Annotated in this window: 27 protein-coding genes; 13 read left to right on the top strand and 14 right to left on the bottom strand. The window is 70.6% G+C overall.

The window, feature by feature from the left end:
* Positions 1–12 precede the first annotated feature (12 nt).
* The 7 genes from dnaG to GF068_RS03975 form a co-directional block, all read right to left on the bottom strand.
* On the bottom strand, positions 13–1938 hold the full coding sequence (gene dnaG, locus GF068_RS04005; RefSeq protein WP_153817922.1) for a DNA primase: 1926 nt from the start codon (positions 1936–1938) through the stop codon (positions 13–15).
* A gap of 118 nt (positions 1939–2056) precedes the next feature.
* A complete protein-coding gene (atpC, locus tag GF068_RS04000; RefSeq protein WP_153817921.1) occupies positions 2057–2611 on the bottom strand; it encodes an ATP synthase F1 subunit epsilon in 555 nt (184 codons plus the stop codon).
* Positions 2612–2613: 2 nt separating this feature from the next.
* Positions 2614–4041 carry a F0F1 ATP synthase subunit beta gene (atpD, locus tag GF068_RS03995; RefSeq protein WP_153817920.1) on the bottom strand — a complete coding sequence of 476 codons (1428 nt, stop codon included), beginning with the start codon at positions 4039–4041 and terminating at the stop codon, positions 2614–2616.
* A gap of 104 nt (positions 4042–4145) precedes the next feature.
* Entirely contained in the window at positions 4146–4970 is an 825-nt protein-coding gene (rsmA, locus tag GF068_RS03990; protein WP_153817919.1) for a 16S rRNA (adenine(1518)-N(6)/adenine(1519)-N(6))-dimethyltransferase RsmA, read from the bottom strand.
* 69 nt (positions 4971–5039) lie between these two features.
* The gene (locus tag GF068_RS03985; RefSeq protein ID WP_153817918.1) at positions 5040–6692 is read right to left on the bottom strand and encodes a DUF58 domain-containing protein; all 1653 of its coding nucleotides are present in this window, start codon (positions 6690–6692) and stop codon (positions 5040–5042) included.
* A gap of 2 nt (positions 6693–6694) precedes the next feature.
* On the bottom strand, positions 6695–7666 hold the full coding sequence (locus GF068_RS03980; RefSeq protein ID WP_153817917.1) for an AAA family ATPase: 972 nt from the start codon (positions 7664–7666) through the stop codon (positions 6695–6697).
* Positions 7663–9072 (bottom strand): DUF4350 domain-containing protein, encoded by a 1410-nt coding sequence (locus GF068_RS03975; RefSeq protein ID WP_206079391.1) that lies wholly within the window; start codon positions 9070–9072, stop codon positions 7663–7665. The genes GF068_RS03980 and GF068_RS03975 overlap by 4 nt, the downstream gene beginning before the upstream one ends.
* A 283-nt stretch (positions 9073–9355) precedes the next feature.
* Here GF068_RS03975 and GF068_RS03970 point away from each other — a divergent pair, with 283 nt between their 5' ends.
* The 10 genes from GF068_RS03970 (at position 9356) to GF068_RS03925 (ending at position 16106) form a co-directional block, all read left to right on the top strand.
* Positions 9356–9553 carry a hypothetical protein gene (locus GF068_RS03970; RefSeq protein WP_153817916.1) on the top strand — a complete coding sequence of 66 codons (198 nt, stop codon included), beginning with the start codon at positions 9356–9358 and terminating at the stop codon, positions 9551–9553.
* Between the two features lie 292 nt (positions 9554–9845).
* The gene (gene rpsP, locus GF068_RS03965) at positions 9846–10100 is read left to right on the top strand and encodes a 30S ribosomal protein S16 (protein WP_153817915.1); all 255 of its coding nucleotides are present in this window, start codon (positions 9846–9848) and stop codon (positions 10098–10100) included.
* A 33-nt stretch (positions 10101–10133) separates the two neighbouring features.
* On the top strand, positions 10134–10367 hold the full coding sequence (locus GF068_RS03960) for a KH domain-containing protein (protein ID WP_170319324.1): 234 nt from the start codon (positions 10134–10136) through the stop codon (positions 10365–10367).
* Positions 10364–10912 (top strand): ribosome maturation factor RimM, encoded by a 549-nt coding sequence (gene rimM / locus GF068_RS03955; RefSeq protein ID WP_153817913.1) that lies wholly within the window; start codon positions 10364–10366, stop codon positions 10910–10912. The genes GF068_RS03960 and rimM overlap by 4 nt, the downstream gene beginning before the upstream one ends.
* 12 nt (positions 10913–10924) lie before the next feature.
* The gene (gene trmD, locus GF068_RS03950; protein ID WP_153817912.1) at positions 10925–11668 is read left to right on the top strand and encodes a tRNA (guanosine(37)-N1)-methyltransferase TrmD; all 744 of its coding nucleotides are present in this window, start codon (positions 10925–10927) and stop codon (positions 11666–11668) included.
* Complete coding sequence (locus GF068_RS03945) at positions 11665–12231, top strand: RNA methyltransferase (protein WP_338046210.1); 567 nt, start codon at positions 11665–11667, stop codon at positions 12229–12231. The genes trmD and GF068_RS03945 overlap by 4 nt, the downstream gene beginning before the upstream one ends.
* A gap of 40 nt (positions 12232–12271) precedes the next feature.
* Entirely contained in the window at positions 12272–13426 is a 1155-nt protein-coding gene (queG, locus tag GF068_RS03940; RefSeq protein ID WP_153817911.1) for a tRNA epoxyqueuosine(34) reductase QueG, read from the top strand.
* 17 nt (positions 13427–13443) lie between these two features.
* A complete protein-coding gene (locus GF068_RS03935; protein ID WP_338046209.1) occupies positions 13444–14340 on the top strand; it encodes a lysophospholipid acyltransferase family protein in 897 nt (298 codons plus the stop codon).
* Between the two features lie 12 nt (positions 14341–14352).
* A complete protein-coding gene (locus GF068_RS03930) occupies positions 14353–15084 on the top strand; it encodes a DUF72 domain-containing protein (RefSeq protein ID WP_153817910.1) in 732 nt (243 codons plus the stop codon).
* Complete coding sequence (locus GF068_RS03925; protein ID WP_153817909.1) at positions 15081–16106, top strand: hypothetical protein; 1026 nt, start codon at positions 15081–15083, stop codon at positions 16104–16106. The genes GF068_RS03930 and GF068_RS03925 overlap by 4 nt, the downstream gene beginning before the upstream one ends.
* Positions 16107–16389: 283 nt before the next feature.
* Here the strand turns inward: GF068_RS03925 and rpmB are convergent, their stop codons facing one another.
* From rpmB to GF068_RS03910, 3 genes are all read right to left on the bottom strand, one after another.
* Positions 16390–16614, bottom strand: a complete 225-nt coding sequence (rpmB, locus tag GF068_RS03920; RefSeq protein ID WP_153817908.1) for a 50S ribosomal protein L28 — start codon at positions 16612–16614, stop codon at positions 16390–16392.
* Between the two features lie 130 nt (positions 16615–16744).
* Positions 16745–19324, bottom strand: coding sequence for an ATP-dependent helicase HrpB (hrpB, locus tag GF068_RS03915; protein WP_153817907.1), 2580 nt, complete (start codon positions 19322–19324; stop codon positions 16745–16747).
* Positions 19324–19656 (bottom strand): PH domain-containing protein, encoded by a 333-nt coding sequence (locus GF068_RS03910; protein WP_153817906.1) that lies wholly within the window; start codon positions 19654–19656, stop codon positions 19324–19326. Before GF068_RS03910 ends, hrpB begins: the two co-directional genes overlap by 1 nt.
* A 156-nt stretch (positions 19657–19812) precedes the next feature.
* Between GF068_RS03910 and GF068_RS03905 the strand changes: the two genes are divergently transcribed.
* Positions 19813–20184: a response regulator gene (locus GF068_RS03905; protein WP_153817905.1), complete on the top strand. Its 372-nt coding sequence runs from the start codon at positions 19813–19815 to the stop codon at positions 20182–20184.
* A 13-nt stretch (positions 20185–20197) separates the two neighbouring features.
* Here GF068_RS03905 and GF068_RS03900 read toward each other — a convergent pair whose 3' ends face one another.
* Entirely contained in the window at positions 20198–20665 is a 468-nt protein-coding gene (locus tag GF068_RS03900; RefSeq protein ID WP_153817904.1) for a YbhB/YbcL family Raf kinase inhibitor-like protein, read from the bottom strand.
* A 150-nt stretch (positions 20666–20815) separates the two neighbouring features.
* Here GF068_RS03900 and GF068_RS03895 point away from each other — a divergent pair, with 150 nt between their 5' ends.
* A complete protein-coding gene (locus GF068_RS03895; protein WP_153817903.1) occupies positions 20816–21916 on the top strand; it encodes a hypothetical protein in 1101 nt (366 codons plus the stop codon).
* An 89-nt stretch (positions 21917–22005) separates the two neighbouring features.
* Complete coding sequence (locus GF068_RS03890; protein WP_240806586.1) at positions 22006–22560, top strand: hypothetical protein; 555 nt, start codon at positions 22006–22008, stop codon at positions 22558–22560.
* 3 nt (positions 22561–22563) lie between these two features.
* Here the strand turns inward: GF068_RS03890 and GF068_RS03885 are convergent, their stop codons facing one another.
* The 3 genes from GF068_RS03885 to GF068_RS03875 all read right to left on the bottom strand — a co-directional run bounded on the left by GF068_RS03885 (position 22564) and on the right by GF068_RS03875 (position 26195).
* Positions 22564–23577 carry a diacylglycerol/lipid kinase family protein gene (locus tag GF068_RS03885; RefSeq protein WP_153817902.1) on the bottom strand — a complete coding sequence of 338 codons (1014 nt, stop codon included), beginning with the start codon at positions 23575–23577 and terminating at the stop codon, positions 22564–22566.
* A 129-nt stretch (positions 23578–23706) separates the two neighbouring features.
* On the bottom strand, positions 23707–24747 hold the full coding sequence (locus GF068_RS03880; RefSeq protein ID WP_153817901.1) for a hypothetical protein: 1041 nt from the start codon (positions 24745–24747) through the stop codon (positions 23707–23709).
* A gap of 77 nt (positions 24748–24824) precedes the next feature.
* The gene (locus GF068_RS03875; RefSeq protein ID WP_206079390.1) at positions 24825–26195 is read right to left on the bottom strand and encodes a hypothetical protein; all 1371 of its coding nucleotides are present in this window, start codon (positions 26193–26195) and stop codon (positions 24825–24827) included.
* Between the last annotated feature and the right edge of the window lie 150 nt (positions 26196–26345).

Raw genomic sequence — 26345 nt, 5'->3', positions numbered from 1 at the left:
CGACAAACCGCGTCAGCCGAGCCCCAACTTGGCCTTCGCCTTGCGCTCCGCCTCGCGAAGCAGCGCCACTTCGCGCTCCACATCCCCCAGCGGCGCGACTCGTTGGAGCTCGTCCACCGTCGCGGCTTTCTCGCGTGACAAGCTCAAGCTTCTCAACTTCCCTGCGTTCTTTAAGAGCGTTGCCCTCGCCACATCGGCCGTCTCGAAGACGGGCGATGCGAGCCGTCCAGCCGCGAATGCTTGGATCGACGCCGGGATCTGCGCAAGAAATTCGTCGGGAATAAGTTGCGTTTCCGTCCCGAAGTACTGACGCACCGCGCCAGCGGCGAGCGCGAGATCACCATCGAGCACGTCAAGCGCTTCCATCACCTCTGGATCCTCAAGAAGACCGGGGTGGTCGAGCAGCGCGCCCAGGATGTGCCCTTGCATCTCGTGCGCCTGGGACCGTGAGCGTGCTCTGTAATGAGGCTCCGTGCTCTCGGCCAAGCTCTGAGCTTCGGGCTGCGACGAGCTGTCGTAACGTGTTGGCGCTGCGAGGCGCCGCTCGAGCTGCTGCGGATCGGCGAGCGCCACGCCATGGACGATGAGCTTCGCGTGGATGCGGCGCATCGCGTGGCTCTTCAAAATGCCGCGCTTGAGCGGATCTTTGAGCTCGGCGATGAGCGTCGCGACGCGACCGACGAGGGCGTTCGTGCCGTCCGGGGTGGCGTCGTTGAACCGGTCGATGTCGTCGTCGATGAGGTGCTGGTAGAGGTCCTTCGACGCCTTCACGAGGTTCTTCAGCGCGTCGGGCCCCTTCGTCCTCACGAAGTCATCGGGATCGACCTTCACCGGCAGCGTCGCCGCGAGCGCGTCGAGCTCGCCTTCGTTGCAGGGCACGCGACCCGCGAACGTCGCCTTGCGGCCGGCCGCGTCGCCGTCGAACAAGAAGACGACCTTCGGCGCGAAGCGCTTGAGGAGCCGCGCCTGGTTCGTCGTGAACGCGGTGCCGAGCGGCGCGACGACGTTGCAGACGCCCCGCGCGTGCAAGCTGAGGACATCAAAATTGCCTTCGACGAGGATCGCCTGGCCCTCTTGCCGGATCGCGTGCCGCGCCTGGTGCAGCCCGAAGAGGTGCTCGCCCTTCGTGTAGATCGGCGACTCGGGGCTGTTCATGTACTTCGCCGGCGACTCGCCCGACGTCGAGGGTTGGAGGGACAAGCGCCGCAGCTCGTCGGGCGTGGGCTCGGGCAGGCTCCGGCCGCTGAAGGCGATGACGCGGCCCTGCACGTCGGTCACGGCGAACATGAGCCGGTGCCGGAACCGATCGTAAAACCCCGTCCCCGTGCCACGCGCGACGAGCAAGCCGACCTTCTCGGCGACGACCGGCGAGACGCCCTGCCGCTTGAGGAAGTTCACGAGGCCGTCCCAGCCAGGCGGGGCGTATCCCACGCGAAACGCTTGCAGCGCGTCGGCCATGGGGCCCGTCGCCTCGCCCGTGTCGAGGCCGCGCCGCGCGAGCTCGGCGAGGGCGTGGTGCGCGAGCGGATGGGCGCTCGGGCCGCGCATGCTCTGCTCGAAGAACGTCGCCGCGAGGTGGCTGACGGCGTAGAGATCGTCCCGCGCGCGACGCGCTGCGTTCGCCTCGCGCCGCTCGGCCTCCGTCGCGGTCTCGACGATCTCCACGCCGCTCCGCTCGGCGAGGGCGCGCACCGCCTCGGCGAAGTTCATGCCCTCGACCTTCATGATGAAGTCGATGGCCGTGCCGCTCTCCTTGCAGCCGAAGCAGTGGAAGATGCCGCGCTCCGGGTTGACGTGGAAGCTCGGCGATTTTTCCTTGTGGAAGGGGCAAAGCCCGACGAACGACCGTCCGCGTCGCGTGAGACGGACGGTCTCGCCGACGAGCGACACGAGATCCGTGCGCTCCTTGACCCGCGCGATCGTGTCGGCGTGAATCATCGTCTACGGCATCAGGATACGACGAACGCGCCGATCGTCCCGAGCCTATGTCTCGGAGAACGAACCGGCGCGTCCGTACACGTGATGCAAACGTGATGCGTCGCGATGGGACGCTTCTTCAGGCCTCGGGGAAGGCCGAACCGGGCTTCTTGTGATCCGTCAGGCTCTCGTCGGGGGTCTGCCCCTCGACCATCTCCTCGACGGGCGGCGCTTCGGCGTGCTCCGCGATGAAGCGCGTGTCCTCACGCACGAGCGGCAGCGGCGGATCACCGATGAGCTCGAGCTGCGTGGCGAGCCACTGCTCCTCTTCGATGAGCGTACGACGCAACGGATCCGTGAGGTCGCCTTGCCAGTGGTCGAGCTCCGCGTCGACCTCCTTCAGGCGCAGGCGAACCCGGACGACGTCGACGTCGTCCTTGTTGACGTACTTCTCCGTGAGGAGAAGGGCCTTGTCGCCCACGACCTCGACGAACCCGTGGGCGACGGCGAGGCGATGCTCCTTGCCACCCTCGTGGTACGTGACGAGGCCGGTGCGCAGCGCCGCGAGCAGCGGCAGGTGGCCCGGCATCACGCCGAACTCACCCGCCACGCTCGGCGCGGTCACGTCCGTGACCTCCTTGCGCAGCGCGACGCCCGTGGGCGTCACGATCTCCAGCATGATGGTGTCGGCCATGATCAGGCTCGCTTGCCGCCCTCGGCTCGGGCCTTCACCTCGTCGATGCCGCCCGCCATGTAGAAGTCCTGCTCGGAGATATGATCGAGCTTGCCGTCGATGATCTCCTCGAAGCCCGCGATCGTGTCCTTGAGGCTCACGAGCTTGCCCTGACGGCCGGTGAACTGCGCGGCGACGAAGAAGGGCTGCGAGAGGAACTGCTGGATCTTGCGGGCGCGCTGCACGACGAGTTTGTCGTCCTCGCTGAGCTCGTCCATGCCGAGGATGGCGATGATGTCCTGCAGGTCCTTGTAACGCTGCAGGGTCTGCTGCACGCGGCGCGCGACCGAGTAGTGCTTCTGGCCGACGATCTGCGGGTCGAGCATCGTCGAGTTCGAGTCGAGCGGATCGACGGCCGGGTAGATGCCGAGCTCGCTGATCGCGCGCGAGAGGACGGTCGTCGCGTCGAGGTGGGCGAAGGCCGTCGCGGGCGCCGGGTCCGTGAGGTCGTCGGCAGGGACGTAGATCGCCTGCACGCTCGTGACCGAGCCCTTCGTGGTCGACGTGATGCGCTCCTGGAGCGCGCCCATCTCCGTCGCGAGGGTGGGCTGGTAACCGACGGCGCTCGGGATGCGGCCGAGGAGCGCGGACACCTCGGAGCCGGCCTGCGTGAAGCGGAAGATGTTGTCGACGAAGAGGAGCACGTCCTGGCCCTCCTCGTCGCGGAAGTACTCCGCGACCGTGAGCGCCGAGAGCGCGACGCGGGCGCGCGCGCCGGGCGGCTCGTTCATCTGGCCGTAGATCAGCGCGGCCTTCGAGATGACGGGCGCGCCGGACTCGAGCTTCGACTCGCTCATCTCGAGGAGGAGGTCGTTGCCCTCGCGCGTGCGCTCACCGACGCCCGCGAACACGGACACGCCGCCGTGCGCCTTCGCGACGTTGTTGATGAGCTCCATGATGAGCACGGTCTTGCCGACACCAGCGCCGCCGAAGAGGCCGATCTTGCCGCCTTTGCGGTACGGAGCGAGCAGGTCGATGACCTTGATGCCCGTCTCGAAGATCTCGACCTTCGTCGACTGATCGACGAACTTCGGCGGATCCTTGTGGATGGGCGCGAACTTGTCCGCGTTCACGGGGCCAGCCTCGTCCACGGGCGCGCCGACGACGTTCAGGATGCGCCCGAGACAAGCCGGGCCGACCGGCATCATGATCGGCTTGCCCGTGTCACGGACATCCATGCCCCGCACGAGGCCGTCCGTCGTGTCCATCGCGATGGCGCGCACGGTCGACTCGCCGAGGTGCTGCGCGACCTCGAGCGTGAGGTTGTCCGCCTCGCCCGAGATGCTCGGGTTCGACACCTTGAGCGCGTTCAAAATCCTCGGAAGCTGGCCCGCCGGAAAGTCGACGTCGACGACGGGGCCGATGACCTGGGTAATCTTTCCAACCGACATTGGGCGGGGCTCCTCCAGCGAAACGCCGTTACGACGAACGCGCGCCGCCACTACCACGGCGACCGAGGACTGTCGAGGGGTCCGGAGCGGATGAGCAGGGGTTTCTAGCGCTTCTTCGCCGCAATTCGGGCGAAATCCTCGACCGCCAGCGTCTCGCCACGCGCGTCGAGCGAGATCCCAGCCTCCGCGGCGTGCGCCTCGAGTTCGTCCTTGGACCAACCGTAGAGCGAGCGCCAGGCGTTGCGCAGCGTCTTGCGCCGCGCGCCAAACGCCGCGCGGACGGCCTCACGGAAGCTCTCCGTCTCCTTGGCCCGCGGCGGCCGATGCGGCGAGAGCACGACGACCGCCGAGTCGACGTCGGGGCGCGGATAAAACGCGCCGCCGCGCACCGTGAGCAAGCGCTTCACGTCGAAGGCGGCCTGCACGAAGACGGAGAGCGCGCCGTACGTCTTCGATCCAGGAGGCGCGAGGAGCCGATCGGCGACCTCGGCCTGCACCATGAACACCGCACGATCGATGCGATCGGCGAGCCCGGTCGCCCGCTCGAGCAGCGCGCCGGTGATCTGATACGGGAGGTTGCCCGCGAGCACGTGCGGGCGCGGGCCGACGAGCTCGGCCGCCCAGTCGACGGTGAGCGCGTCGGCCTCGAGGATCGAGAGGCGTCCCTCCGCGATCGGCGCCTCGAGCTCGGCCGCGAGCAGCGGGACGAGATCACGATCACGCTCGACCGCCACGATCTTCGCCGCGCGTTCGAGCAAGGGGCGCGTGAGCGCGCCGAGCCCCGGCCCGATCTCGAGCACGGTGCCGCCCGGCGGCGTCGTCGCGGCTTCGGCGATGGCGCGTGACGCGGAGACGTCGACGAGGAAGTTCTGGCCGAACCGCTTCTTGGGCGAGAGGCCGCGCGAGCGGAGGCGTTCGGCGATCGACATGGCAGGCTCGTGATCTCGGTAGACGTTCGTTGGTGTTCCAACCGTCGCGCGGACGGGCGACGTGCGGGCTCAGGTCGCGTTGGGGTCCGCGACGTCGGGGCGCTTCGTCGTGGTGGCGCGGATCTTGGTGACGCGCACGCCGAGACGGCGAAGGACGGTCTCGCTGCGGCGGACGGCCACGCGCGTTCGAACGAGCACGGCCTCGGCGGCGACCCCCGCGGCCTCCTCCCAGGCGGCCCGGCGCGACCCGTCGGCGACCTCCTCCGAGGGCGAACCATCCGCGCGTGTCGGCGGATCCCACGGCGGAAGCAGGGCCGGATCGAACTGCGGCATGGACCAGGTGACGGACGCCGAGTGGCGCGAGAGGCGGCGCAGGGCGTCCATGACGGGTTTTTCCTGCGCGATCTCGGAGGGCGCGGGCGCGACGACGTGCACGACGCTCGGCTTGGGTTTGCTCTTGACGATCTGCGCGAGGACCTCGGCGAGCGTGAAGCCGGACTCGTGGCGCTCGGCCTCCGCGCGTGCAGGCGACTCGATGCCGTAGGCCGCGAGGTAACGGCGGAGCGTTCGCTCGCGCGGGCTCCGGCCCTCGGGCGCGGGCGGCGCGAAGGGCGCGCGAGGGCGAACCGCGTCGGCGCGCGAGGCGAGGCGATCGAGGTCGCCGCGGCGCAGATCCGAGAGACCTCGCGCGTCGAGAGGACGCAGGTGCTCGAGGACGCGGACGGCCACGTCGGCCTCGTCGAGATCGCTGCGCGAGGCGTCGTGCGTGCCCGTCGCCGTGACGAGCAGGTGCGCGAGCTTCTGCCCATGCGCGGGGCCCTGGTCGGGCAGGACAAACGCGCGCACGGTCGACGCGTAGACCGCGAGCCCGACACGATCCCCACGCGAGAGGTACCGCGCGCAGATCGACGCGGCCTCGTCGATCGCGAGATCGAGGGGCGCGCGGCCGAGCGGGCCGGCCCAGAGCTCGACCGACGCGTCGAGCACGACCCACACGACGTCACGCTCCTCGCGCTCGAAGTCACGCACGAGCAAGTTCCCGCGCCGCGCGCTCGCCTTCCACGCGATGCGGCGGAACGGATCTCCCGGCCGATGCTCGCGCAGCTCGCGCAGATCGCTGCCCTCGCCGCGGGCGCGTCCGGGGCGCCCGCTCGACGCGAGCAGCTTGCTCCGTCCGCCGCGCGGGGAGGGGAGCCACGCCGCGAAGGGGCGCGGGAGGACCTCCACGCCGAAGGGGTTGGCGAAGGTGAGAGGTACCTCGAAGAGCCCGGGCGCGCCGTGGACCTCGAGCGCGAGCCCGTGCACGCCGTGTTGCCCCACGCGAGGCGCGTGCACGCAGACCTTCACCTTGAGGCGCCCGGAGGCCATCACCTCGCCCGCGGAGGGCTCGATCGTGATCTGGAGCTGCGACGAGGCGATGGGTCGGAGGCGCACGTAACGCGCGGCGAGGGTGTCGCGGTTGCGCACCTCGGCTTCGATCTCGATCGTGCTGCCGCGGCCGGTGCGCACGACGCGGCGCGGCCCGCTCCAGAGCATCTCGAAGCCGGCGGCGCGGATACGCGAGACCGAGACGAGCGTGACGGCGCGGGCGAGCGCCATCGCGAGCAGCATCGCCCCTCCCCACCCGACGATGGCAGGCTCGCGCGCGATGAGGCCGACGCCTGCGACCGAGATCGCGGCGATGCTGAGGTGCGCCGCCGTGCGCGTGGGGAAGAGCTGCATCGCTAGACCGGGCGCACCGCGCGCCGGTAGGCCACGCGCTGCACGGCGTCCTCGATGACCGCGTCCCGCGCGCGCGTGTCCCCCTCGGCCTCGGGCACGAGCACGAGTCGGTGCGAGAGCACCGACGTCGCCACGCCGCGCACGTCGTCCGGCGTGACGAACGGGCGCCCCGCGATCACGGCCGCGCTCTTCGCGGCCTGCACGAGGCCGAGCGTCGCGCGCGGCGAGGCGCCGAGCAGCACGCGCGCGTGCGTGCGTGTGAACGTGGTCAGGCCGACGCAGTACTCGTAGAGATCGTCCTCCACGTGGATCCGCCGCGCCATGCTCTGCAGTGAGAGCAGCTCGTCCACGCTGAGCACCGAGCGGGCGCGCGGAGGCTCGGCGTTGTGCGCGCGGAGCATCGCGACCTCGTCCTTCGCGCTCGGGTAGCCGATGGCGACGCGCACGAGGAAGCGATCGATCTGCGCCTCGGGCAGCGGGTACGTCCCTTCGAGATCGATCGGGTTCTGCGTCGCGAGCACCATGAACGGCGCGGGCAGCTCGAACCTGTCGCCCTCGATCGTCACCTGCCGCTCCTGCATCGCCTCGAGCAGCGCCGACTGCGTCTTCGCGGGCGCGCGGTTGATCTCGTCGGCGAGCACGACGTTCGCGAAGATGGGCCCCGGCCTGAGCGAGAAGGTGCCCTCCTTCGGCGAGAGCACGTACGTGCCGGTGATGTCGGCGGGCAGGAGATCCGGCGTGAACTGGATGCGCCGCACGGAGGCGCCGAGCGCCGACGCGTACGCCTTCACGAGCGTCGTCTTCGCGACGCCGGGCACGCCCTCGAGGAGCACGTGGCCCTGCGCGAGCAGCGCGGTGAGCATGAGATCCACGGTGCGCGAGGGACCGATGTAGACGCGCGTGATCTCCCGGCGGAGCGCGTCCAGCCGCTCTTTGGCGGCGGCGATCTCCTCGATGGCGACGGCCTGGGTCAAGTGGCGCTCTCCTCTGCGGGTGCGGGCGGGCTCGGGGTTCGTGAGGGGTCGCTCGTCGGGCTCGTTCCCGTCGGGCGATCGGAGGTCGTGCCTCTGGCAGCGTCGGCGTGGCCGAGCGGCTCGGACGTGATCGCGCCCGCCCGTGCGAGCACGTCTCGCACGACGGCGGCCGCGTTCCGGAGCGCCGCGCGGGGCACACGGACGGGCCTGCCCGCGACGACGGAGGCTTCGGCTTTTTGCATCACGGCGAGGACCTCTTTCAAGGCCGAGCGGCCACGCTCGTCAAGGCCTCCCGCGCGTTCGGCTGCAGAAACCACGGCGTCCGTCGACGGATCGAGGGGCGCGCCGAGCTTGTGCGAGAGCGCCTCGACGAGCGCGCTCTTCAGCTCGAGCAGGAGCAGGCCCGGCGGCGAGGACGGGGCCGAGAGCAGCGCGAAGCGACCAGCCACGCCTCCTTGCGCGACGAGCGGCACGGGCCGCGCGAAGCGTGGTTGCGGGCTCTTGTACGGGCGCCCTGCTGCTCGCGTCACCCACGCGGCCACGCCGAGCACCGCGGCGAGCGCGAGGACCCAGTGGGCCCAGCTCGGGAGCCCGTCTCGACGCGCCTCCGCGAGGGCGTCGCTGATCGATCGGATCTGGCCCTCGATGTCCTTGCGCAGCGTCGACTTGCCGCCGAACGAGCCCTCCTCGGAGAAGCGGTTGGCGACGATGTAGAGCCGGCCGCCTTGCCGCTCGCCGCCGTCTTCGTCGACGAGGTAGTGGGCGAGCCCCACGGCGAACGCTCGGTTGCCGGGGTAGCGCAGCATCTGGTTCATCAGGCCCGACGGGTCGCTCAGCGCGAAGAGCCGGCCCTTGCCGACCTGGCCTGCGACCGCGACGATCGCCGGCGGCTCGCCGACGGCGCGCACCTCGAGCACGGGCGAGAGGTTCGGGTGGCGGAGCCCCGTCGCATGGTTGGTGACGAACTGCTGCACGCTCGCCACGACGGGGTGCGGGCCCGTGAGTTGCCCCTTGTCACCGGTGAGCACGGGCTCGGCGATCGCGAGCTGGGGGTTGTTGCGCAGCGCCGCGACGGGGCGCGAGGGCAAGACCGTGCGCTCGATGTGGAAGCGCCGCAGCGTCTCCTCGCCGCGGCCGTAGTCGTCCACGATCGCGAGGCGCCCGCCGGCCTTCATGAAGGCCGCGGTTTCTTCCGGATCCATGCTCTGGAGCGGGTGCAGGACGAGCACACCGTCGTTCGGCGTGACCTCGTTCCAGTCGAGCACGGCGACGGCCTTGACGCGCCCGTCGCCGAGCTCGTTCACCGCGAGGCCGTAGAGCTCCGAGCAGCCCTCCCACGTCGTGTCCGCGACGTCGAACGCGGCGGCGCGTGTGTCCACGGAGGCGAGGCCGATGCCGAGCGCCACGCAGAGCGCAAGGGAACGGCGCGCCTGCTTCGCCGCGCCCCGCGCTCGTGCTCGGGGCGTCGGCGACGAGGACGAAGCACGAGAGGCGCGCGCTACATGGCGCTCTTGCTCCGGCGATCCCACGCCATCCTGCGTCATAGAGGCGGCGAGCATAACACCGTCGTCCCGGGCGATAAGCTTGACCCCGTTACTCTCATTGCTAGATTCGACTCATGAACGGGCCCATTCTTGCTAGGCACGTTCATCCGAGCGACGCCACAGCACGCGGTGCGGAGGAGTCCGGATGCTACCTCCTTTCATCATCGAGCAAATCCGACAACGGGAAGAGAGGGAGCGCCTGCAGCGTGAGGAGAACCGGCCTCGCCTGGAGCTCCCGCTCGAGCGATACCCGGCTCCGCGTCGCCCTGGAGGCGGGGCGAAGGAGCCTCACGACGACGAGGACGACCCGAATCGCGGCGTGATCATCCTCGAGATCGGCTGACGTCTCGCCTGTCCAGGTCGCTGCGCGGGGGGCTCCCGCGTGTCCCTTCTTCCCTCGTTTCCAGCTACAAACCCTGTTGTACGACGTGCGCGTGCGTCCGGGCCGCCCGCGTGTGCCCGAGCGAAGACCCCTCGACGAAATTGCGTCTTGTTCGGCCTTGACCGGGGGAGGGGTTCTGCCTACCCTTCGCACCCCCGTTCCCCTGGCGTGATGCGTCGGGGGATCGCGAAAGCGAGCGGGTCATGCCCGCGCCCGGCAAGCGCCGGATCTCCAAGAAGACCGAGGTTCACCGATGGCCGTTCATATCCGCCTCGCCCGGGCGGGCACGAAGAAGACCCCGTTCTACCGTATCGTCGTCGCCGATCAGCGCGCTGCGCGTGGTGGCCGCTTCATCGAACGTTTGGGCACGTACGACCCGCGCCGCAACGAGATCCGCCTGGATCCGGCCCGCGTGAAGCACTGGCGCGACGTCGGGGCGCAGCCCTCGCACACGGTCGAGCTCCTGCTGAAGCGCCCGGACGTCGTCTCGGCGACGGTCGCGAAGTAACGAGGCATGGCGCCCTCTCCTGCGTCCTCCACCATGCTGCTGGATCTCGTCGCGCTGATCGCGCGCTCGCTCGTGGATCAGCCCGAGAAGGTGACCGTCCGCGAGGTCACGGGGGATCGCTTCCCTCGCATCGAGCTCAGCGTGGCGCGCGAGGACATCGGCAAGGTGATCGGCAAGGATGGCCGCACCGCGCAGTCGATCCGCGCGCTCCTCAACGCGGCCGCCAGCAAGGCGGGCCTCCGGGCCCACCTCGACATCCTGGATTGATCCCGCGTAGACGCGCCACGACCGAGAGCGAGGCCCCGCGACGGTTCGTCGCCGTCGCGGAGATCGCGCGCGCCCACGGGATCCAGGGCGAGCTGCGCCTCAAGCTCTACCACGAGGGCTCCGACCTGCTCGCCGAGCGGCCGACGCTGAAGTTGCGCCTGCCGGATGGCACGGAGCGCGGAGCGGAGATCACCTCGGTCCGGAGCGCGAACAAGGCGGTGCTCGCGCGGCTCGCGGGCGTCACAGATCGCGACGCGGCCGAGGCGCTGCGTGGCGCGGTCCTGCTCGTGCCGCGCGACGAGTTCCCGCCGCTCGAAGAGGGCGAGTTCTACGCGTGCGACATCGAAGGCGCGCGCGCCGAGCTCGCGTCCGGCGAGGTCGTGGGTCGTGTCCTCGCGCTTGCTTCGTACCCGACCTGCGAGGTGCTCGTCGTCGAGCGCGCGGACGGCGGCAAGCTCGAGGTGCCGCTGCTCGACGACTACGTCGCCTCCGTCGACACGCAGGCAGGCCTCGTCCGGCTCGTCACGATCGACGGCCTGACCTGACGAGGCGCGCGCATGCGTGTCGACATCGTCACCCTGTTCCCCGAGATGTTCGAGCCATTCCTGACGACGGGGATGGTCGGCCGCGCTGTACGCGCAGGCGCGCTCGACGCGCGTTGCGCGAACCTGCGCGAGCACGGGCTCGGCAAACACCGGAGCGTGGACGACACGCCGTACGGCGGAGGCTCGGGGATGGTGATGCGCGTCGACGTCGTGGTCGGGTGCATCGAGGCGGTCGAGGAGCGAGCGCGTGAAGGCCACGAGGGCGCGGAGGCGGCGCGCTCGCACCGCGTGCTTCTCTCGCCGCAGGGGAGCGTGCTCGACCAGCGCAAGGTCGAGGCGCTCGCGGAGCGTCCGTGGATCACGCTCGTGTGTGGCCGTTACGAAGGCTTCGACGATCGGGTGCACGCGTTCGTCGACGAGGAGATCTCGCTCGGTGACTTCGTGCTCGCGGGCGGCGAGGTGGCGGCGATGGCGATCGTCGACGCATGCTCACGGCTCTTGCCCGGCGTGCTCGGCAGCGCGGACTCGGCGATGCTCGAGTCGCACAGCGTCGTGATGGACGGGCTGCTCGAGCACCCTCACTACACGCGACCCGAGGAGTTTCGAGGGATGAAGGTGCCCGAGGTGTTGAAAGGCGGCAACCACGCCGTCATCGCGGCCTGGCGGCGCGAGCAGGCGGAGAAGCGCACGGCGGAGCGGAGGCCCGACCTCATGGAGCGAGCCAAGCGCCTGCGCGCCGAGCGAGGTTCGTCGTGACGAAGGTCGCGCTCGCCCTGGTCCACCACCCCGTGCTCGATCGCGCCGGGGAGACGGTGACGACTGCGATCACGAACCTCGACCTGCACGACATGGCCCGGAGCGCGCGCACGTTCGGCGTGATGGAGCTTCACATCGTGCACCCGGTCGCGGCGCAGCGTCTGCTCGCCGAGCGCATCCGCGATCACTGGATCCACGGCTCGGGCAAGAAGCGCATCCCGGATCGCGCCGACGCGCTCGACGTGCTCCGGATCGTGCCGAGCTTGGAAGACGTCTACGAGTCCCTCGCGCCGGGCGCGGGGCGCGCGGGGATCGAGCTCTGGACGACGGCGGCCTCGGCGAAGCGGGGGCCCGTCACGGGGTACGCCGATGCTCGCGCGCGGCTCGAGCGAACGGACAAACCCGTGCTCATCACGTTCGGGACAGGCTGGGGCCTCGCGGGTGAGCTCGTCGCGTCGGCCGACGTCCGCCTCGCGCCGATCCACGCGGACCGAGACACGGGCTACAATCACCTGAGCGTGCGCGCGGCGTGCGCGATCGTGCTCGATCGGCTGTTCGGATAGCTCGATCGTCGAGCAAGCTCGCGCGTGCGAGGAGGCGGAGATGTCCTCGAGCGACGTCGATCGGCAGATCCGGGAGAGGGCGTTCGAGCTCGGCTTCGACGTGGTCGGCGTGGCGCGCGCCGACGAGCCGCTCGACGTCGAGCACGACCGCTACCGCGCGTTCATCGAGGCCGGGATGCACGGCACGATGCGGTACCTCGAGGAGTACGTCGAGGAGCGGCGGCGGCTCGATACACCCGCGATCCTCCCGGGCGCGCGGAGCGTCGTGTGTGTCGGTCGTCGTTACGCGCGCTCGGCCGAGGCCGAGGCGCACGATCCCGAGGTCGCGCGTGGGATCGCCCGCTACGCGCGCGGGCAGGACTATCACCTCTTCGTACGCAAGAAGCTGCGCCGCCTGGCCGAGTTCATCCGCGGCCTCGGGCCCGGCATCGACGCGCGCCCGCTCTGCGACATCGAGCCGGTGATGGAGCGCGCGTGGGCCTCGCGCGCGGGGCTCGGCTTCGTCGGGAAAAACGGGCTCGTGATCGTCCCGGGGCAGGGCAGCTACGTCATGCTCGGCGAGGTCGTCACCACGCTTGTGCTCACGCCGGGGGTGCCGATGCACGAGCGTTGCGGAGCGTGCACGCGTTGCCTCGACGCCTGCCCGACGGGCGCGTTCCCGACGCCCTTCGTGCTCGACGCGCGGCGATGCATCTCGTACCTCACGATCGAGCAACACGACGCGCCGCCGGAGGAGCTACGCGAGGCGATCGGCGAGCACCTCTTCGGTTGTGACGTCTGCCAGGAGGTTTGTCCGTACAACCGGACGGCGCCGCCGCCCGAGGCGAGGACGCAGCAGTTCCATCCGCTCTCGCGCTGGTCCGAGACGCGGCTCTCGGATCTCGCTTCGATCGAGGAGGAGGCGTTCCCCGAGACGATCCAGGGCACGCCGCTCCGTCGCGCGCGCCGCGGAGGGCTCGCGCGGAACGCGGCGATCGTGGCGGCGAACAAGCTCGCGCGAGATCCCGAGGGGCCGGACGCAGAAGACAACCTGCGGACGCTCGAGCGGGCCGCGGCGCATGAAGATCCGGCGGCGCGGGAGGTCGGTGAGTGGGGGCTTTTGCGTATCGGGAGGATCGAGCGAGAGCCTGGATCCAGCGCTGGAGACGAGGGGGCCGTCGAGCCCGACGCGCCGCCCTTTGCGCCGCGCCGTTGAGCCGCTAGGGGAGGCCCGTGGGGATCGGAGACGACCTCGGCAAGCTGCTCGACGATCTGCGCCGGCACGACTCCGTGTTCTGGCGCCGCGCGCTCGACGCAGGCGTGACGCACGGCCCGCGCCCCTTCGTGCGTTATGCGCCTCCGCTCATCGGGCTCGCCTTCGGGGCCGCGCTCGGGCGGCAGCGGCGCGCCGTGCGCAAGAACCTGAGGCGCGCGCTCGGACCCCGGAGCGTCCTCGTCGAGACCATGGACGTCGCGCGTGTCTTCGCGAGCTTCGCGAGCTGCTTGACGGAGGCGTTCCTCGTGGGGCGTGATCGGCCCGAGCGCCTCGTCGGCCTCTGCGCGTCGGACGAGAACTACGTCGGCGCGGCGGGGCAAGGGCGCGGCGTGATCATCGCGACGGCGCACACGGGGGGCTGGCAAGCCGCCGGTCCGATCCTGCGCAGCGTGCACGCGGCCGACGTCGTCGTCGTGATGGCGCACGAGCGCGACGAGCGCGCGGAGGCGCTCACGGACGAGGCGAGGGACAAGGCGGGTGTGCGGATCGTACACGTGGGGACGAGCCCGCTCGACGCGTTGCCCCTGCTCTCGCACCTCCGCCGCGGCGGCGTGGTGGCGGTCCAGATCGACAGGCTCCCGCAGGGCATGCGCGGGCGCGAAGTCACGCTTTTCGGCGAGCCCTTCGTCGTGCCCGAGGGCCCGCTCTCGCTCGCTGCCTTGAGCGGCGCGCCGATCGTGCCCGTCTTCACGCGGCGGCAGGGTTACATGCGCTACGAGGTGCGGAGCTGTCCGCCGATCTCGCTGCCGCGCCGGCCCAGCGAGGCGGAGCTCTCCCTCGCCGCAGAGCGCATCGCCGCTGCCATGGAAAGCTTTTTGCGCGAGAACCCCACGCAGTGGTTCCACTTCGAGTAAAGAGACCCCGCCATGGCAAGACTCCACGTGGGCCTGCACGCCCTCCAGGGCGACATCAAGAAGTACAAGGATCAGCTCGATCTGGTGGAGATCCGCCCGGTCGACATGTCGTTGCCCGGCGCGCCCGGCTTGCGGAAGTGGCGCAAAGCGGCCCCGCCCGCCTTCGTGTTCAGCGTGGTCTTGCCGCGCGTCGTCGCCGAGCTCGCCCCCGGCAAGGCGCTCGATGACGCGCTCGCCACCTCGCTCGAGGTCGCGACGACGCTCGAGGCGCGGTGCATCGTGCTCTCGACCTCGACCGAGATCCGACCCACCGCGGCGAACCGCAAGCGCATCGCCGCGCTCTTCGCGCGTATCCCGGCCGAAGGCGCGCTCCGCTTCTGGGAGCCGCGCGGCATGTGGGAGCGCGAGGACGTGATCGACACGGCGCGCGCCGCGGGCGTGCTCCCCATCTTCGATGCCGCGCGTGACGAGCTGCCGCGCGGCCCGGTGGTCTACACGCGCCTGCGATCCCTCGGCGCGCAGACCATGCTGTCGGCCGCCGCGCTCGATCGTGTGGCGAAGCGTCTCGGCGAACGTCGCGATATTTTCCTGGTGGTCGAAGGGACGCGCGGCGCCGCGATCCGCGCGAAGAGCACGCTCGTCGCCACGCTCGCGCGCACGGGCCGCGCGCCGGAGGCCGGATCGATCGCGGCGCCGGTCGCGCCCATCGTGCGACCGCTCGTCGCAGAGGACGAGGAGCAGTGATCCGCGGCGCACTCGCCCTCGCGCGCTCCTCGACCACGCAGGGCCCGGCGCAGGCCGCGCTCGACGCCGGAGGCAGCGCAGCCGACGCAGTCATCGCAGGGTTCTTCGCAGCCGCCGGGCAAGACGCCTCCGTCCTGCTCTCGCCCGTCGTGGTGATCGTCGCGGGCGGCGGCGCCGGGGCGCGCGTGATCGACGGACGCTCCCTGCAGCCGGGAAAAGGCGCCACTCGTCCGCGTGGCTGGAAGTCCGAGAAAGAGATCCCGTCCGGCGCGTACGTCGCCGTGCCGCGATCCCTCGGCCTGCTCGCGATCCTGCACGCGGCGCGTGGTCGATCGGGGCTCGGCAGCCTCGCGCGGGCCGGCGTCGCGGCAGCCGAGGCCGCGGGCGCGACAAAACGCGCGGCGCTGCTCAAGCGTGTCGGATCGGCCGGACCTCTCGCCCTCGCCTCGGAGGAGGCCGTGAGCGCCTTGCTGGCGGCAGGAGGCCCCGTGGCGGGCGGCATCCTGACCGCCGAGGACCTGGAGGGCGCCATGCCCGAGGACGTGCCCGCCCGCTCGACGCCGCTCGGGCAGGACGTGACGGCGATCAGCGTGCCCTGGGACGCGCCGCTCGGCCGGCTCCCGGTGCCCGACGCGATCCTCGCCTGTGACGGGCGCGGCCTGCTCGCAGCGCTCTGCTTCATGCCGACGCGACGCGAGCAGGGCGTGCTCGTCCCGGAGCTCGAGCTCGTGCTCGGCAAGCACGCACAGCCAGTTCGTCGAGGCGTGCCACGCACGACGCCCGGCGCGCCGCTCGACATGCCGGCGCCGCTCGCGATCGTGAGCAAGAGCGGGTTTTACGCGGCAATCGCGCTGCTCGGGAAGGCCGGCGTCGACGTCACGGCGCTCCGCCCGCTCGCCGAGGGCTGGCCCGCCGAGACAGCCGTCGCAGACCTACGCGAGCAGGCTGGCGCGCTCACGGCGATGGCCTTGCTGCGGGACGCGCGGGACGCGCGGTTTTTGATCTCGACCGGCGAAGCGTAGCGCCCGGCCGGGGTTTCACCCCGCACCCCAGCAGGGGGCTGTCCGCCCCCTGCACCCCGGACCAGGCACGGCCTGGACCGGGGGTTTGGGGCGTAGCTCGGCTTGCCGAGCGCAGCCCCATCGTCAAGCAACGCATCGACCGCGATGCGGTCGATGCCAAGGCGGATGGAGCACGGGCTCCCCAGTTCGCCGAGACAAAAAGCAGACGCGCCCCCGAATGGAGGCGCGTTCCCGTGCCAGCTTTGCCTCGTTTTACGGCGCGGCGACGAGCCCCAGGACAAGCCTAGAGCGTGATGCCGTACCGCTTCGCGTACGCGACGACGCCGAGCTTGTCGATGTTGCGGATGTCGCGCGTCGTGAGGCTCAGCGTGACGTAGCGCTTGAGCTCCGGAACCCAGAGCTTGCGCGTCTGGATGTTCACGTTCTGCCAGCGCTTGGTCTTGATGTTCGAGTGGGAGACGTTCTGCGCCAGAAGCTTCCGTTTCCCAGTGATGTCGCTCTTCGCCATGACGTCCTCAGCAGGCATTTCGCGCGTCGCGCGCGGGACCCGTCGCTCGGGGCAGCGGAAAGTGGCGGAAGAGGCCGGGCATGTCAAGCACGAGTGGAGGGTTTCCATCGCGAACGTGCACGCGGACGTTTCACGAAGGGCGCATACCCCTGGGAGGAGGCGGCGCCGCATGCCGAGGATCGTCCGGCCAGGCATGTTTCGGGTACCGCCGCCGGAGCTCCCGCGCGATGGCCGGGTAGTGCCGCTCCCAGAAGCCCGCGAGATCCGTGGTCACCTGGACCGGACGCTGGTTCGGCGCGCAGAGGTGGAGCACGACCGCCACCCGGCCCCGCGCCACGCGGGGGCCCTCAGCCAACCCGAAAAAATCCTGCAGGCGCGAGGCCGCCGAGACCGTGCCGTCAGGGCCATACTCGAGCCGCAGCCGCCGCCCGCCCTGTAACTGCATCGTCTCGGGCGCCCACTCGGCCACACGACGCGCCTGCTCGGGCGTGAGGCGTGAGGCGAGGGCCGCGCCGAGATCAGCCTCCCGGAGCTCGGAAAAATTCTGCCGGCCCACGCAGAGCGCGCGCAGCGTCTCCACGATCGCCGCCTCGTCGAGCTCGGGCAGGCCCACCTCGGGGCAATGCGTCCGGACGAACGCGACCCGCGCGAGCCACGTGTCGAGGCCGTCGCCGCGGACGAACGCGCGGTAGCCTCGAGCGCAGGCCGCGTCCGCGAGGGTTTGTCCGATGCGATCGAGCGAAGCGGGATCCGTGGCTGCGACGCGCGACTCCTCCAGCACGAGGCCCTCGTACGCGAGCCTGCGCGTGACCTCCACGCGCTCCTGCGCCGCGTTCCACCGCACGTCGGTGGTGTCGGTGATCGCGTCGGTGAAGAGATCGAGCAGCCAGTCGGCCTCCACCGCGCTCGCGGCGCGCACGACGACGCGGCCCCTCGTGCCCTCCGTCCGTTCCTCCACGTCGACCGCGACCACGTACTCCTCCGCGCCGAGCACGCTCGACTCGGCGAGCACCGCGGAGCCTCCCGTGGCGAACACGATCTCGCGGCCGCTCCGCCCCGTCGCCGTCTCGGGCCTGCGCACGCGGCCCACGCGATCGGGGTAACCCGCGAGCGTGGCGATGAGGAGCGCTCGTTCGCGATCGAGCGCGCTCTCGGGCCGCCTCGCCTTCCGCGCGTCGATGAACCGGGAGAGCTGCTTGAACGCGCGATCCACCGCGTCGCAGCGCGCCGGATCGAGGCCCATCCTGCGCGCCTGCTCGGTCGTGTGTGGTTCGAGCAGGACCTCCTCGAGGCGGTCGAGCATGTGCAGCAGATCCGATCGATGCGTCTCTCGCGCGCCTTGCCGCCCCGACGCGCCGCCGCTCGTCACGTCGCGCTCCCCGACGAGCGCCGCGAGCATGGCGCCCTCCTCGGCGACGCCACGCGCCTCCGCCTCCACGAGCAAGCGCGCCTGCCGCGGGTGCAAGGGGAAGTGCTGCATGCGCCGACCGAGGGGCGTGATCCGTCGCGCGTCGTCGATCGCGCCGAGCCTCCGGAGCAGCTCCTCGGCCGCCGTGACGGCGGCGCGCGGCGGCGGATCGAGGAACGAGAGCTCGTCGATCGATCGGACGCCCGACGCGTGGAGCTCGAGGATCGTCTCGGCGAGATCGACGCGCTGGATCTCGGGCGCGTCGTGCTCGGGACGCGCGAGCAGATCGCCCCGCGTGAAGAGCCGTAGGCACCGGCCGGGCCGCGTCCTTCCCGCGCGCCCCGCGCGTTGCGCCGCCGAAGCCCGCGCGATCTTGGCGACCTTGAGCGTCGGCAACCCCGACCACGGCGCGTACGACGCCACGCGCGCGAGGCCGCTGTCGATCACCGCGACCACGCCGTCGATCGTCACGCTCGACTCGGCCACGTTCGTCGAGAGGATGATCTTGCGCCGATCGGCCGGACGAACCGCGAGGTCCTGCTCCTTCGGCGAAAGCATGCCGTGCAGCGGCAGCACGAGGAGCTTCTCCGCCTCCGCGATCGGGCGCACCGCCTCCATCGCCCTGCGGATCTCCGCGGCGCCCGGCAAGAACACGAGCACGTCGCCGTCGAGGCCCTCGCGCACGAGGCGCCGCACCGCGGAGGCGACCTGCGCTTCGAGGGGCCTGTCGTCCGCGCGCTCGAGGTGCTCGATCTCGACGTCGAACATCCGCCCCATCGATCGCACGATCGGCGCGTCGAGGAAGGTCGCCACGGGATCCGCCTCCAGCGTCGCCGACATGACGACGATCCCGAGATCCGGGCGCGCGCCCCGCGCGAGGCGGGCGAGGAGCGCGAGCGAGACGTCGGCGGTGAGGTGCCGCTCGTGGAACTCGTCGATCACGACGACCGACACGCCCTCGAGCTTCGGATCCCGCACGAGCCTGCGCGTGAGCACGCCCTCGGTCACGAAGCGGATGCGCGTCGCGGGGCTCGCGACGTTCTCGAAGCGCATCGTGCAGCCCACGGTCTCGCCGAGCCTCTGGCCCATCTCCTCGGCGACGCGCCGGGCCGCCATCCGCGCGGCGAGGCGCCTCGGCTCGAGCACCAGGATCTCCCCCGAACCCCCGAGCCCCGCCTCGAAGAGCGCGCGCGGCACGCGTGTCGTCTTGCCCGCGCCCGGCGGCGCCTCCAGCACGAGCCGGCGTCGCTCGGCGACGCGCGCGCAGATCTCGGAGAGCGACGGCTCGATCGGTAACGTCATCACGCGTCCCGCGATCGACCCGCGCGCTCCCGCAAGAGGGCGAGCACGGACTCGTGATCGTCCGGCGTGAGCGCGATCTTCATGAATCCGCCCCGGTCGATCAGGATGCATCGATCCTTGCCTGGCCGATCCATGTCGAGGTGGAACCAGATGGGCGCGGGGCCCATGCCCCAGATGCGCAGCTTGCCCGTGAGCATGCCCATCGGCGTGTCGTCCACGCGCCGGATGTCGGCGTACGGGATCCGCTTGCTGCCGAGGGGGAAGTGGTATCGCTTGATGGTGAGCGCATCGTCGTCGCACACGACGTGCTTGTCTTCGTACAGGATGGGCATGGACGTAGGCTTGGGGGCAGGTGACCCTTCCGACAATACCCCGGGCCCGCGTTCGGGCGAGGCCGAGCGGCGATCGAAGCGCCTCGATCTGGCCCGCACCCGGGTCTCGATGTAGAAGGGACGAACGGACCCTTCGGGGCCGGAGCGAGTGAAAACATGCGAGTGCTCGTCTGCGAAGATCAGGACGCCATCCGCCGGATGATCGAAACGCTGGTCGGTTCGAGCGGTCACGAGGTGGTGGGCGTCGCCACGGGCGCCAAGGCCGTGGAGCTCGCCTCGACCGAGCGGTTCGACATCCTGCTGCTCGACCTCATGCTCCCCGGCGCGCTCGACGGCTTCGAGGTCTGCGCGCGCCTCCGGGCGCACGAGGCGACGAAGGAGCTGCCCATCTTCGTGATCAGCGCGATGGACGACCCCGAGTCGCGCCAGCGCGTGAAGGACGCCGGCGCGACCGCGTTTTACGCCAAGCCCTTCCGCCCGCTCGAGCTCCTGAAGGACATCCAGGCCATCGCGGCCAGCCGCAAGTGACACGAATCGGCCGCTAGTCGCCGGTCTTTTCGTACGTGCCCACGAGCTCCGCGTGTTCGAGCACGTGCCCTTCCATGGCCCGCTCGAGCTCGGCCTTCGTCGGCGCCCCGAGATCCGGCAACATCACGTCGAGCGCGTAGAGCTTGTGGAAGTAGCGGTGTCGCCCGATCGGCGGGCACGGGCCGCCGTACGCGTCGCGCCCCCAGTCGTTGTTCCCCACGCGCGCGCCCGGAGGCAGCGCCGCGCCCGCGGGCAGGCCCGGCGTCGTCGGCGGCAGGTTGTAGACGACCCAGTGCACCCACGTCCGCTTCGGCGCGCGTGGATCCGGCGCGTCCGGATCATCCACGATCAGCGCCAAGCTCTGCGTGCCCGGCGGCACCGACGCGAAGGCGAGCGGCGGCGGTCGATCGTCGCCCTCGCAGGTGTGCTCCTTCGGGATCTCGCCGTGCGGCGTGAACGCGGTGGACGTGATCGTCAGCATGCTCCCTCCTCCGGCGCCGGCTCGCGTGACACCGGCGCGCGACAGGACATGCGGCCCGCGGCGCCTCGTCGCATCCCCGTGTGCGGTTCGGCCCGGTCGGACCTGACACCCTCGCGAAAACGAGATACATCGTGCGCCATGGCTCTACGTGTGAACGAAGCCCGAGGCGCGAGCTTGATCGCGCTCGGCCTCGTGCTCTCCCTCTCCACGATCGGGTGTCAGGAAGAGAAGAAGCCCGCGGCGCCCGTCACGGACGCGGGGGCGGACGCCCAGACCGGGCCGGTCGTCGGCGGCAAGCTCGGCGAGGCACTCGCCCAGGCCGCCCAGGCGCCGCCCGTGCAGGACGCTGGCCCGAAGGACGGAGGCGCCGGCGGCCCGCCCGAGACCGGCATCTTCGAGCCCGCCGCGGCCGACGCCGCCCACGCGCCGAACGCCGCGCCCAAGCTCGAGCTCTTCGGCGAGGGTGCTGATCCGAAGGTCCCGCTCTCGTACGCGTTCGCCGGCGGCGACGAGCGCAAGACGACGCTCCTGCTCCAGGTGCGCGCGGCGCAAACGGGTCTGCCGCCGGTCATCGTCGACCTCGCCTTCAAGGCCGAGAAGTCGAAGGACGACAAGAAAAAATCCGACCCGGCGGCCGGAGCGGCCCCGGCAGGACAACCCGTGGTGGTGAAGCTCGCGGCCGTGAAGCCCATCCGCGGCGACCTGCCGGCGGAGCTCAAGAACATCAAGGACAGCGTGATCCGGTATCGGCTCGGGCCCTCGGGGACCGCGACGGATCTCGTGGTCGAGTACCCCAAGGAGTCGAACGCGATGATCGAGCTCATGGTGAGCTCGCTGGCTGACGCGGTGCTCGCGGCGACGGTGCCTTTGCCCGAGAAGCCGATCGGGGTCGGCGCGTACTGGATGGTGACGGACCGGGCGCGCTCGTCGGGCGTGGATGTGCTGCGGTATCGCGTGGCGAAGGTGGAGAAGCTCGACGGCAAGCGGGCCACCTTGTCCCTCGAGGTCAGGCAATACGCGACGAACACGACGCTTGGCCTGCCGGGTTTGCCGAAGGACGTGTCGGTCTCGCTCGATCGCTTCGAGTCGCGGGGCAAGGGCGAGATCGAGGTGGGGGACACCAAGTTCATGCCCGATCGGGGGCAGATCGCCCTCGTGATGCAGTCGCTCTTGAAATCACCGGGGCAGCCGGCGGGTCAGCAGCTCGTGATCCAAACGGAGACGAAAGCGGCGCTCGGGGCCGCACCCTGACGCGCAGGACGGGAGCAGGCAGGGCGGACGAACGCGACCGCTCTGCCCCGTTCCCGCCCGGCACATTCCTTCTTGGCGGAAAACGGGCGTTGGCGACGCTCGTGCATGGAAGCCCCTGCAAGGAGGCGCGGCGGGCCCGTCCCACGGCGGAGTCCTCGCGGTATCGCATCATGGGGGACGCCAAGAACAAGGACACCGCGCAATCGGAGATCCCGGCGAGCCTTTCGAACTTCCTCGCCGAAGCCTCGCTGACGGAGGGCCAGCGCCGGCGGATCGCGCTGTTTAGGAGCGTGGAAAACGCGGTCTGCGCGCGGATCGAGCAGATCTGCGTGACGAGCGGGGTCGACGTGGTGGACGTGGCCGTCCTCGTCGTCGACGTCTCCGCGCACGAGCTGTTTTTCCAGGACGAGGAGCCCGTGGGCACGTGCGTGCTCATCGGGCACCGCGACAAAGTCCACGCCTTCCTGCGATCGGCGCTTCCTCCCGCGGAGGACGCGCCGTTCGACCCGTACGAGGATCTCCGCTCCGCCGCGCCCGCGCGCTCCGTGCGCGTGATGATCGTGGATCACGAGTCGCTGACCGTGATGAGCTACGGGACGTTCGTCACGGTGCGGCTGGACGCCTCGGAGATGCCCGAGGCGTAACGCTCACGAATTGCCAGGCTGGATCCAGGGCGGGGGGAAGGTGAAGGTGCTCCCGCCCGGCGGCCGGATGCCGGCCTTGTGCTCCACCACGATCTTCACGCGTGGCCCCACGCGCATCTCGAGCGGCCCACGATGCTCGTGCAGGTCGCCGTCGAGCACGTACCGCACCACGCCCGAGCGTGCCTCCAGGATCGCGTGCTCTGCGAGGTGGTCGTACGTGTGCTCCTCGCCCATCGAGCGCGCTTGCCAGACGTCGGGCAGCTTCTTGACGAACCCGAGCGCGGTCGTGTGGATGCCCAGGATGTGGAACCGCCCGGGGACGTGCCCCGAGCGGTAGAAGGGCCGGAAGCCGAGGCCGATCTGGTCGACCGTGCCCGCCGCGATGCAGAGGTAATCCCGCATGGGCAAACGCACGCCGCCGGAGAGCAAGGCGGTGCCCTCCCAGCGCTCGGCGACCGGCGTCTTGCGCCCGAGCAGGACGTCCTTGCTGGCCTCGTAGAGCACACGCGCGGCGTGGACGGGGTTCGGCTCGGGGTGCCGGTAGTACTCGGCCATGTATCCGTGGATCGCGCCCGTGCCGAAGATGAAGCCGTAATGGTCGTCGATACGCATCGTGTTGCGCTCGACCACCCGGAGCGGCGCTTTTCCGCGCTCGTTGTAGCGGGCGATCAGCGCCGCGAGCAGGCCGTCGGGCTTGCCGCGGGGCACGCCCACGGCGTTCGCGACCGTGTTCATCGTCCCGCCGCGCAGGAACGCGATCGGCGGGAGCGGCTCGTCGCTGTAGACCTCGAGGAACCCGGTCAGCGTGATGTGATTCGTGCCGTCTCCGCCGGAGATCCCGAGGACGTCGATCTTGAGTTTCCGGAAATCCTCCGCGATCCGCGCGAGGTCCTCCCGCGTCCGCGCGGTGCGAACGACGCCTCGATCGCCGAGCGTCCGTGCCAGCCGCGAGGCCGCGGCCGGGTCACGACGGTTCTGTCGGGAGCGAGGGTTCAGAACGACGCCAATGCCACCCATGTGATCATCCGTTACGGGATTGCGTCGAAACGTCAAGAACTTCGCGACAGCCGAAACGCATGAAAATGCCTGCGAAATGGCCTTCGCGGAGGTGGCGATTCGATTACGCGGGGCGCTCGAAGCGCGAGATCACTTCTTCCCGCGCGGAGTCTTCCAGCGGGGCTCGAGGTGGACACGCACGATATCGGCCATCAGGCCGATGTGCGCGCAGTGATCGGGCTTGTCGTCGCCGGTGTAACCGCGGACGTGAAAATGACCCCTGTCGTAACGGCGGATGAGGTCGAGCCCGAGCACGTCCGCGCGCTTGGCCTTCCGGGGCTTGCCCTTGAGCGCGCCGATGACGTAACTCGCGACCTCCGTCGTCGACGCGTAGCCGGGCGGGACGATCGACGAGTGGCTCATGAACATGAACTTCTGCTTCTTCGCGGCCCGCCTGGCGAAATCCACGAAGACGTCGATCTGATTGGTCTTGAGCGCCTTCGAACGCTCGTCGACATACCCGGTGTGCAGCGAGTCGAGCAGGACGACCGCGTCGACGCGTTTGCCCGCCGGCTGGCGGAGGATCTGCTCGATCGCGCCGTACCCCGCGCTCCAGGCCGAGAGCGCGAGCTTGCGGACGTGCGCCTTCTTCTTGCCCGTCTTCTTCGCCATCGCCGCCTCGACGCTGGCGATGAGGTTCGTGAAGGTGTTCGGCGCGGCGAAGCCTTGCGCGTACGCGCCCGAGCCGATGCCGAGGTCGATGCCGACGAGCACCGCGCCCTTGGCGCTCTTGACGAACTCCTTGCGGATCGGCTCGTGGCCGTGGAAGTGGACGACGAGGTCGAAGGCGCCGCTCTTCGTGATGCCGCCCTTGTGTGGCGCGATCATCTGGCCGACCGAGGGCTCGTTCGACCAGCGGTCGTAGATGCCGAAGCCCGGGTCGGGCGTCATGCAGGGGTGGATGCCGCCGCGGCGCTTCTTGGAAGGCGCGCTCGACTTCTTCTCCGTGACCTTGGCCGCCTCGGCGCCGGCACGCTCGGCCTTGGGCGCGACGTGGACCGCGGGCTTGTTGTCCTTGGCCTCGTCCTCGGCCGCCGCGGGCACGGACCCGACGAGGAGGCTCGCCCCGACGAGCGAGACGAGCGCGCCGATGCGGTAGAGGCTCTTCGAGGAAAGGGAAAAGAAGCGCATCCGGGTCGTTGCCTCCTCCCATGGATACGGGGAAAAGGCTACTTTATTGCCGCGGACGGGCGAGCTCGTGAAAAAAGTCAGCGGCCGGGGTAGCCGCCGCCCGGGGGAAAACCACCACCGGGGGGAAACCCACCCCCACCACCCGGAGGCATCCCGCCCGGGGGATATCCGCCGCCAGGGGGCATGCCGCCGCCGGGGTAACCCTGGACCATCGCCTGCTGCGGGTAGGGTTGGGCCGCGCCGGCGTCGGCGGCGGCGAGGATCTGCTCCTCGGCCTGGGAGGCGAGCTGGGCGACCGTCGCGGCCTGCTCCTGCGCGGAGAGCCTGCTGAAGAAGGCCCAGAACTCGGGCTCGCGGCCGAGGTGCACCGTGGAGAGGACGAGCACGATGGGCACGGCGGGCTTCTCGATGTCGGCGAGCTCGGTGGCGCGCTTGCGCCAGTTCGAGAGGCCCTCGAACATACGCACGGCCCACTGCAGGCCGAGGCCGAGCAGGAGGCCGACCATCACGCCCGCGACGAAGATGTCGGCGTCGGTCGGGAACACGATCGCCGCGATGAGGCCGCCGAGCCCAGCGCCGATGACGAGCCCGGGCTCGCCGCCGTTGTGCTGCGAGGCGAGCGTGAGCAGCGCCGCGGCTTGCATGCCGGAGTTGCCCGTCTTCGCGGCCTCGCGCAGCGGGAGCAACGTCGCGAGGCGCCGCTGGGCCGCCGCGCGTACGCTGAGGAAGCTCGCGAGCAGCGTGAGCACGCCGATGAGCACGCCGAGGCCGACGGCGAGCTCGCGCGAGAGCAGGCCCTTCGGGAGCGGCTCGCGCACCTGCGCGGTCCTGGCCTTCGCCTCCTCGGCCTCGGCGGCCTTCTGGAGCGCTGCCTCGGCGGCCTTCGCCGACGCGAGCACCTTGTCGGTCGGCGCCTCGGCGAGCGCGGCGAGCAGCTTGCGCGCGGCCTCGACCTGCGACTTGTAGTCCTCGCCGACGGTCACGGCGGCCGCGGTCGCGACGGCGTCCCAGCCCTTCGCCGCGTCGGGGTTCTGCGCGACGCTCTCGACGAGCGGGCGACACGGCGCGAGCAGCTTGACCTGCTTGTAGGCCGGGAGCGCCGCGGGCCACGCGAGCTCGACGTCGGGCTCCTTCTCCTTCGGCGGCGGCGGTTTTTTGCCTTTCACCGGCGCGGCGCTCGGCGTGGCCGTGGCGGCGAGGCGCGCGGCCTTCGCGGAGGCCTTGAACACCGGGATCTCCGTGTTCAGGCGATCGGCGGCGGTCTCGCAGGCCTTCGCTTGCTGCGCCTTCGTGTCCGCGGCCTTCGCGGCGGCGATCGCGGCCGGGTCCGGGATGAGCCTCCCTTCGGCCGTCACGAGCCGCACGACCGCGCCTCCGAACGAGAGCACGAGCACGGTCAGCGCGACGATGGTCCAGCGCATCTCCTCGCGTCGGGTGTAGACGTTCACCGCGCTTCCCTCATCACGGAATCCGTGGCCCCAGAGCGGCGCCGGCAGAGCCTCGACATGTCGTCTCCACGTTTAAACGAGATGGCCGAGGACCGCTACCTTCTGAACGAGGCCCCCGGTATTTCCGCGGCGCGTCGGCCAGAAGTGGGC

The sequence above is a fragment of the Polyangium spumosum genome (assembly GCF_009649845.1).
Taxonomy (GTDB): domain Bacteria; phylum Myxococcota_A; class Polyangia; order Polyangiales; family Polyangiaceae; genus Polyangium; species Polyangium spumosum.
The sequence above is the reverse complement of the archived record's forward strand: the minus strand, read 5'-3'. Positions and strand labels throughout refer to the sequence as shown.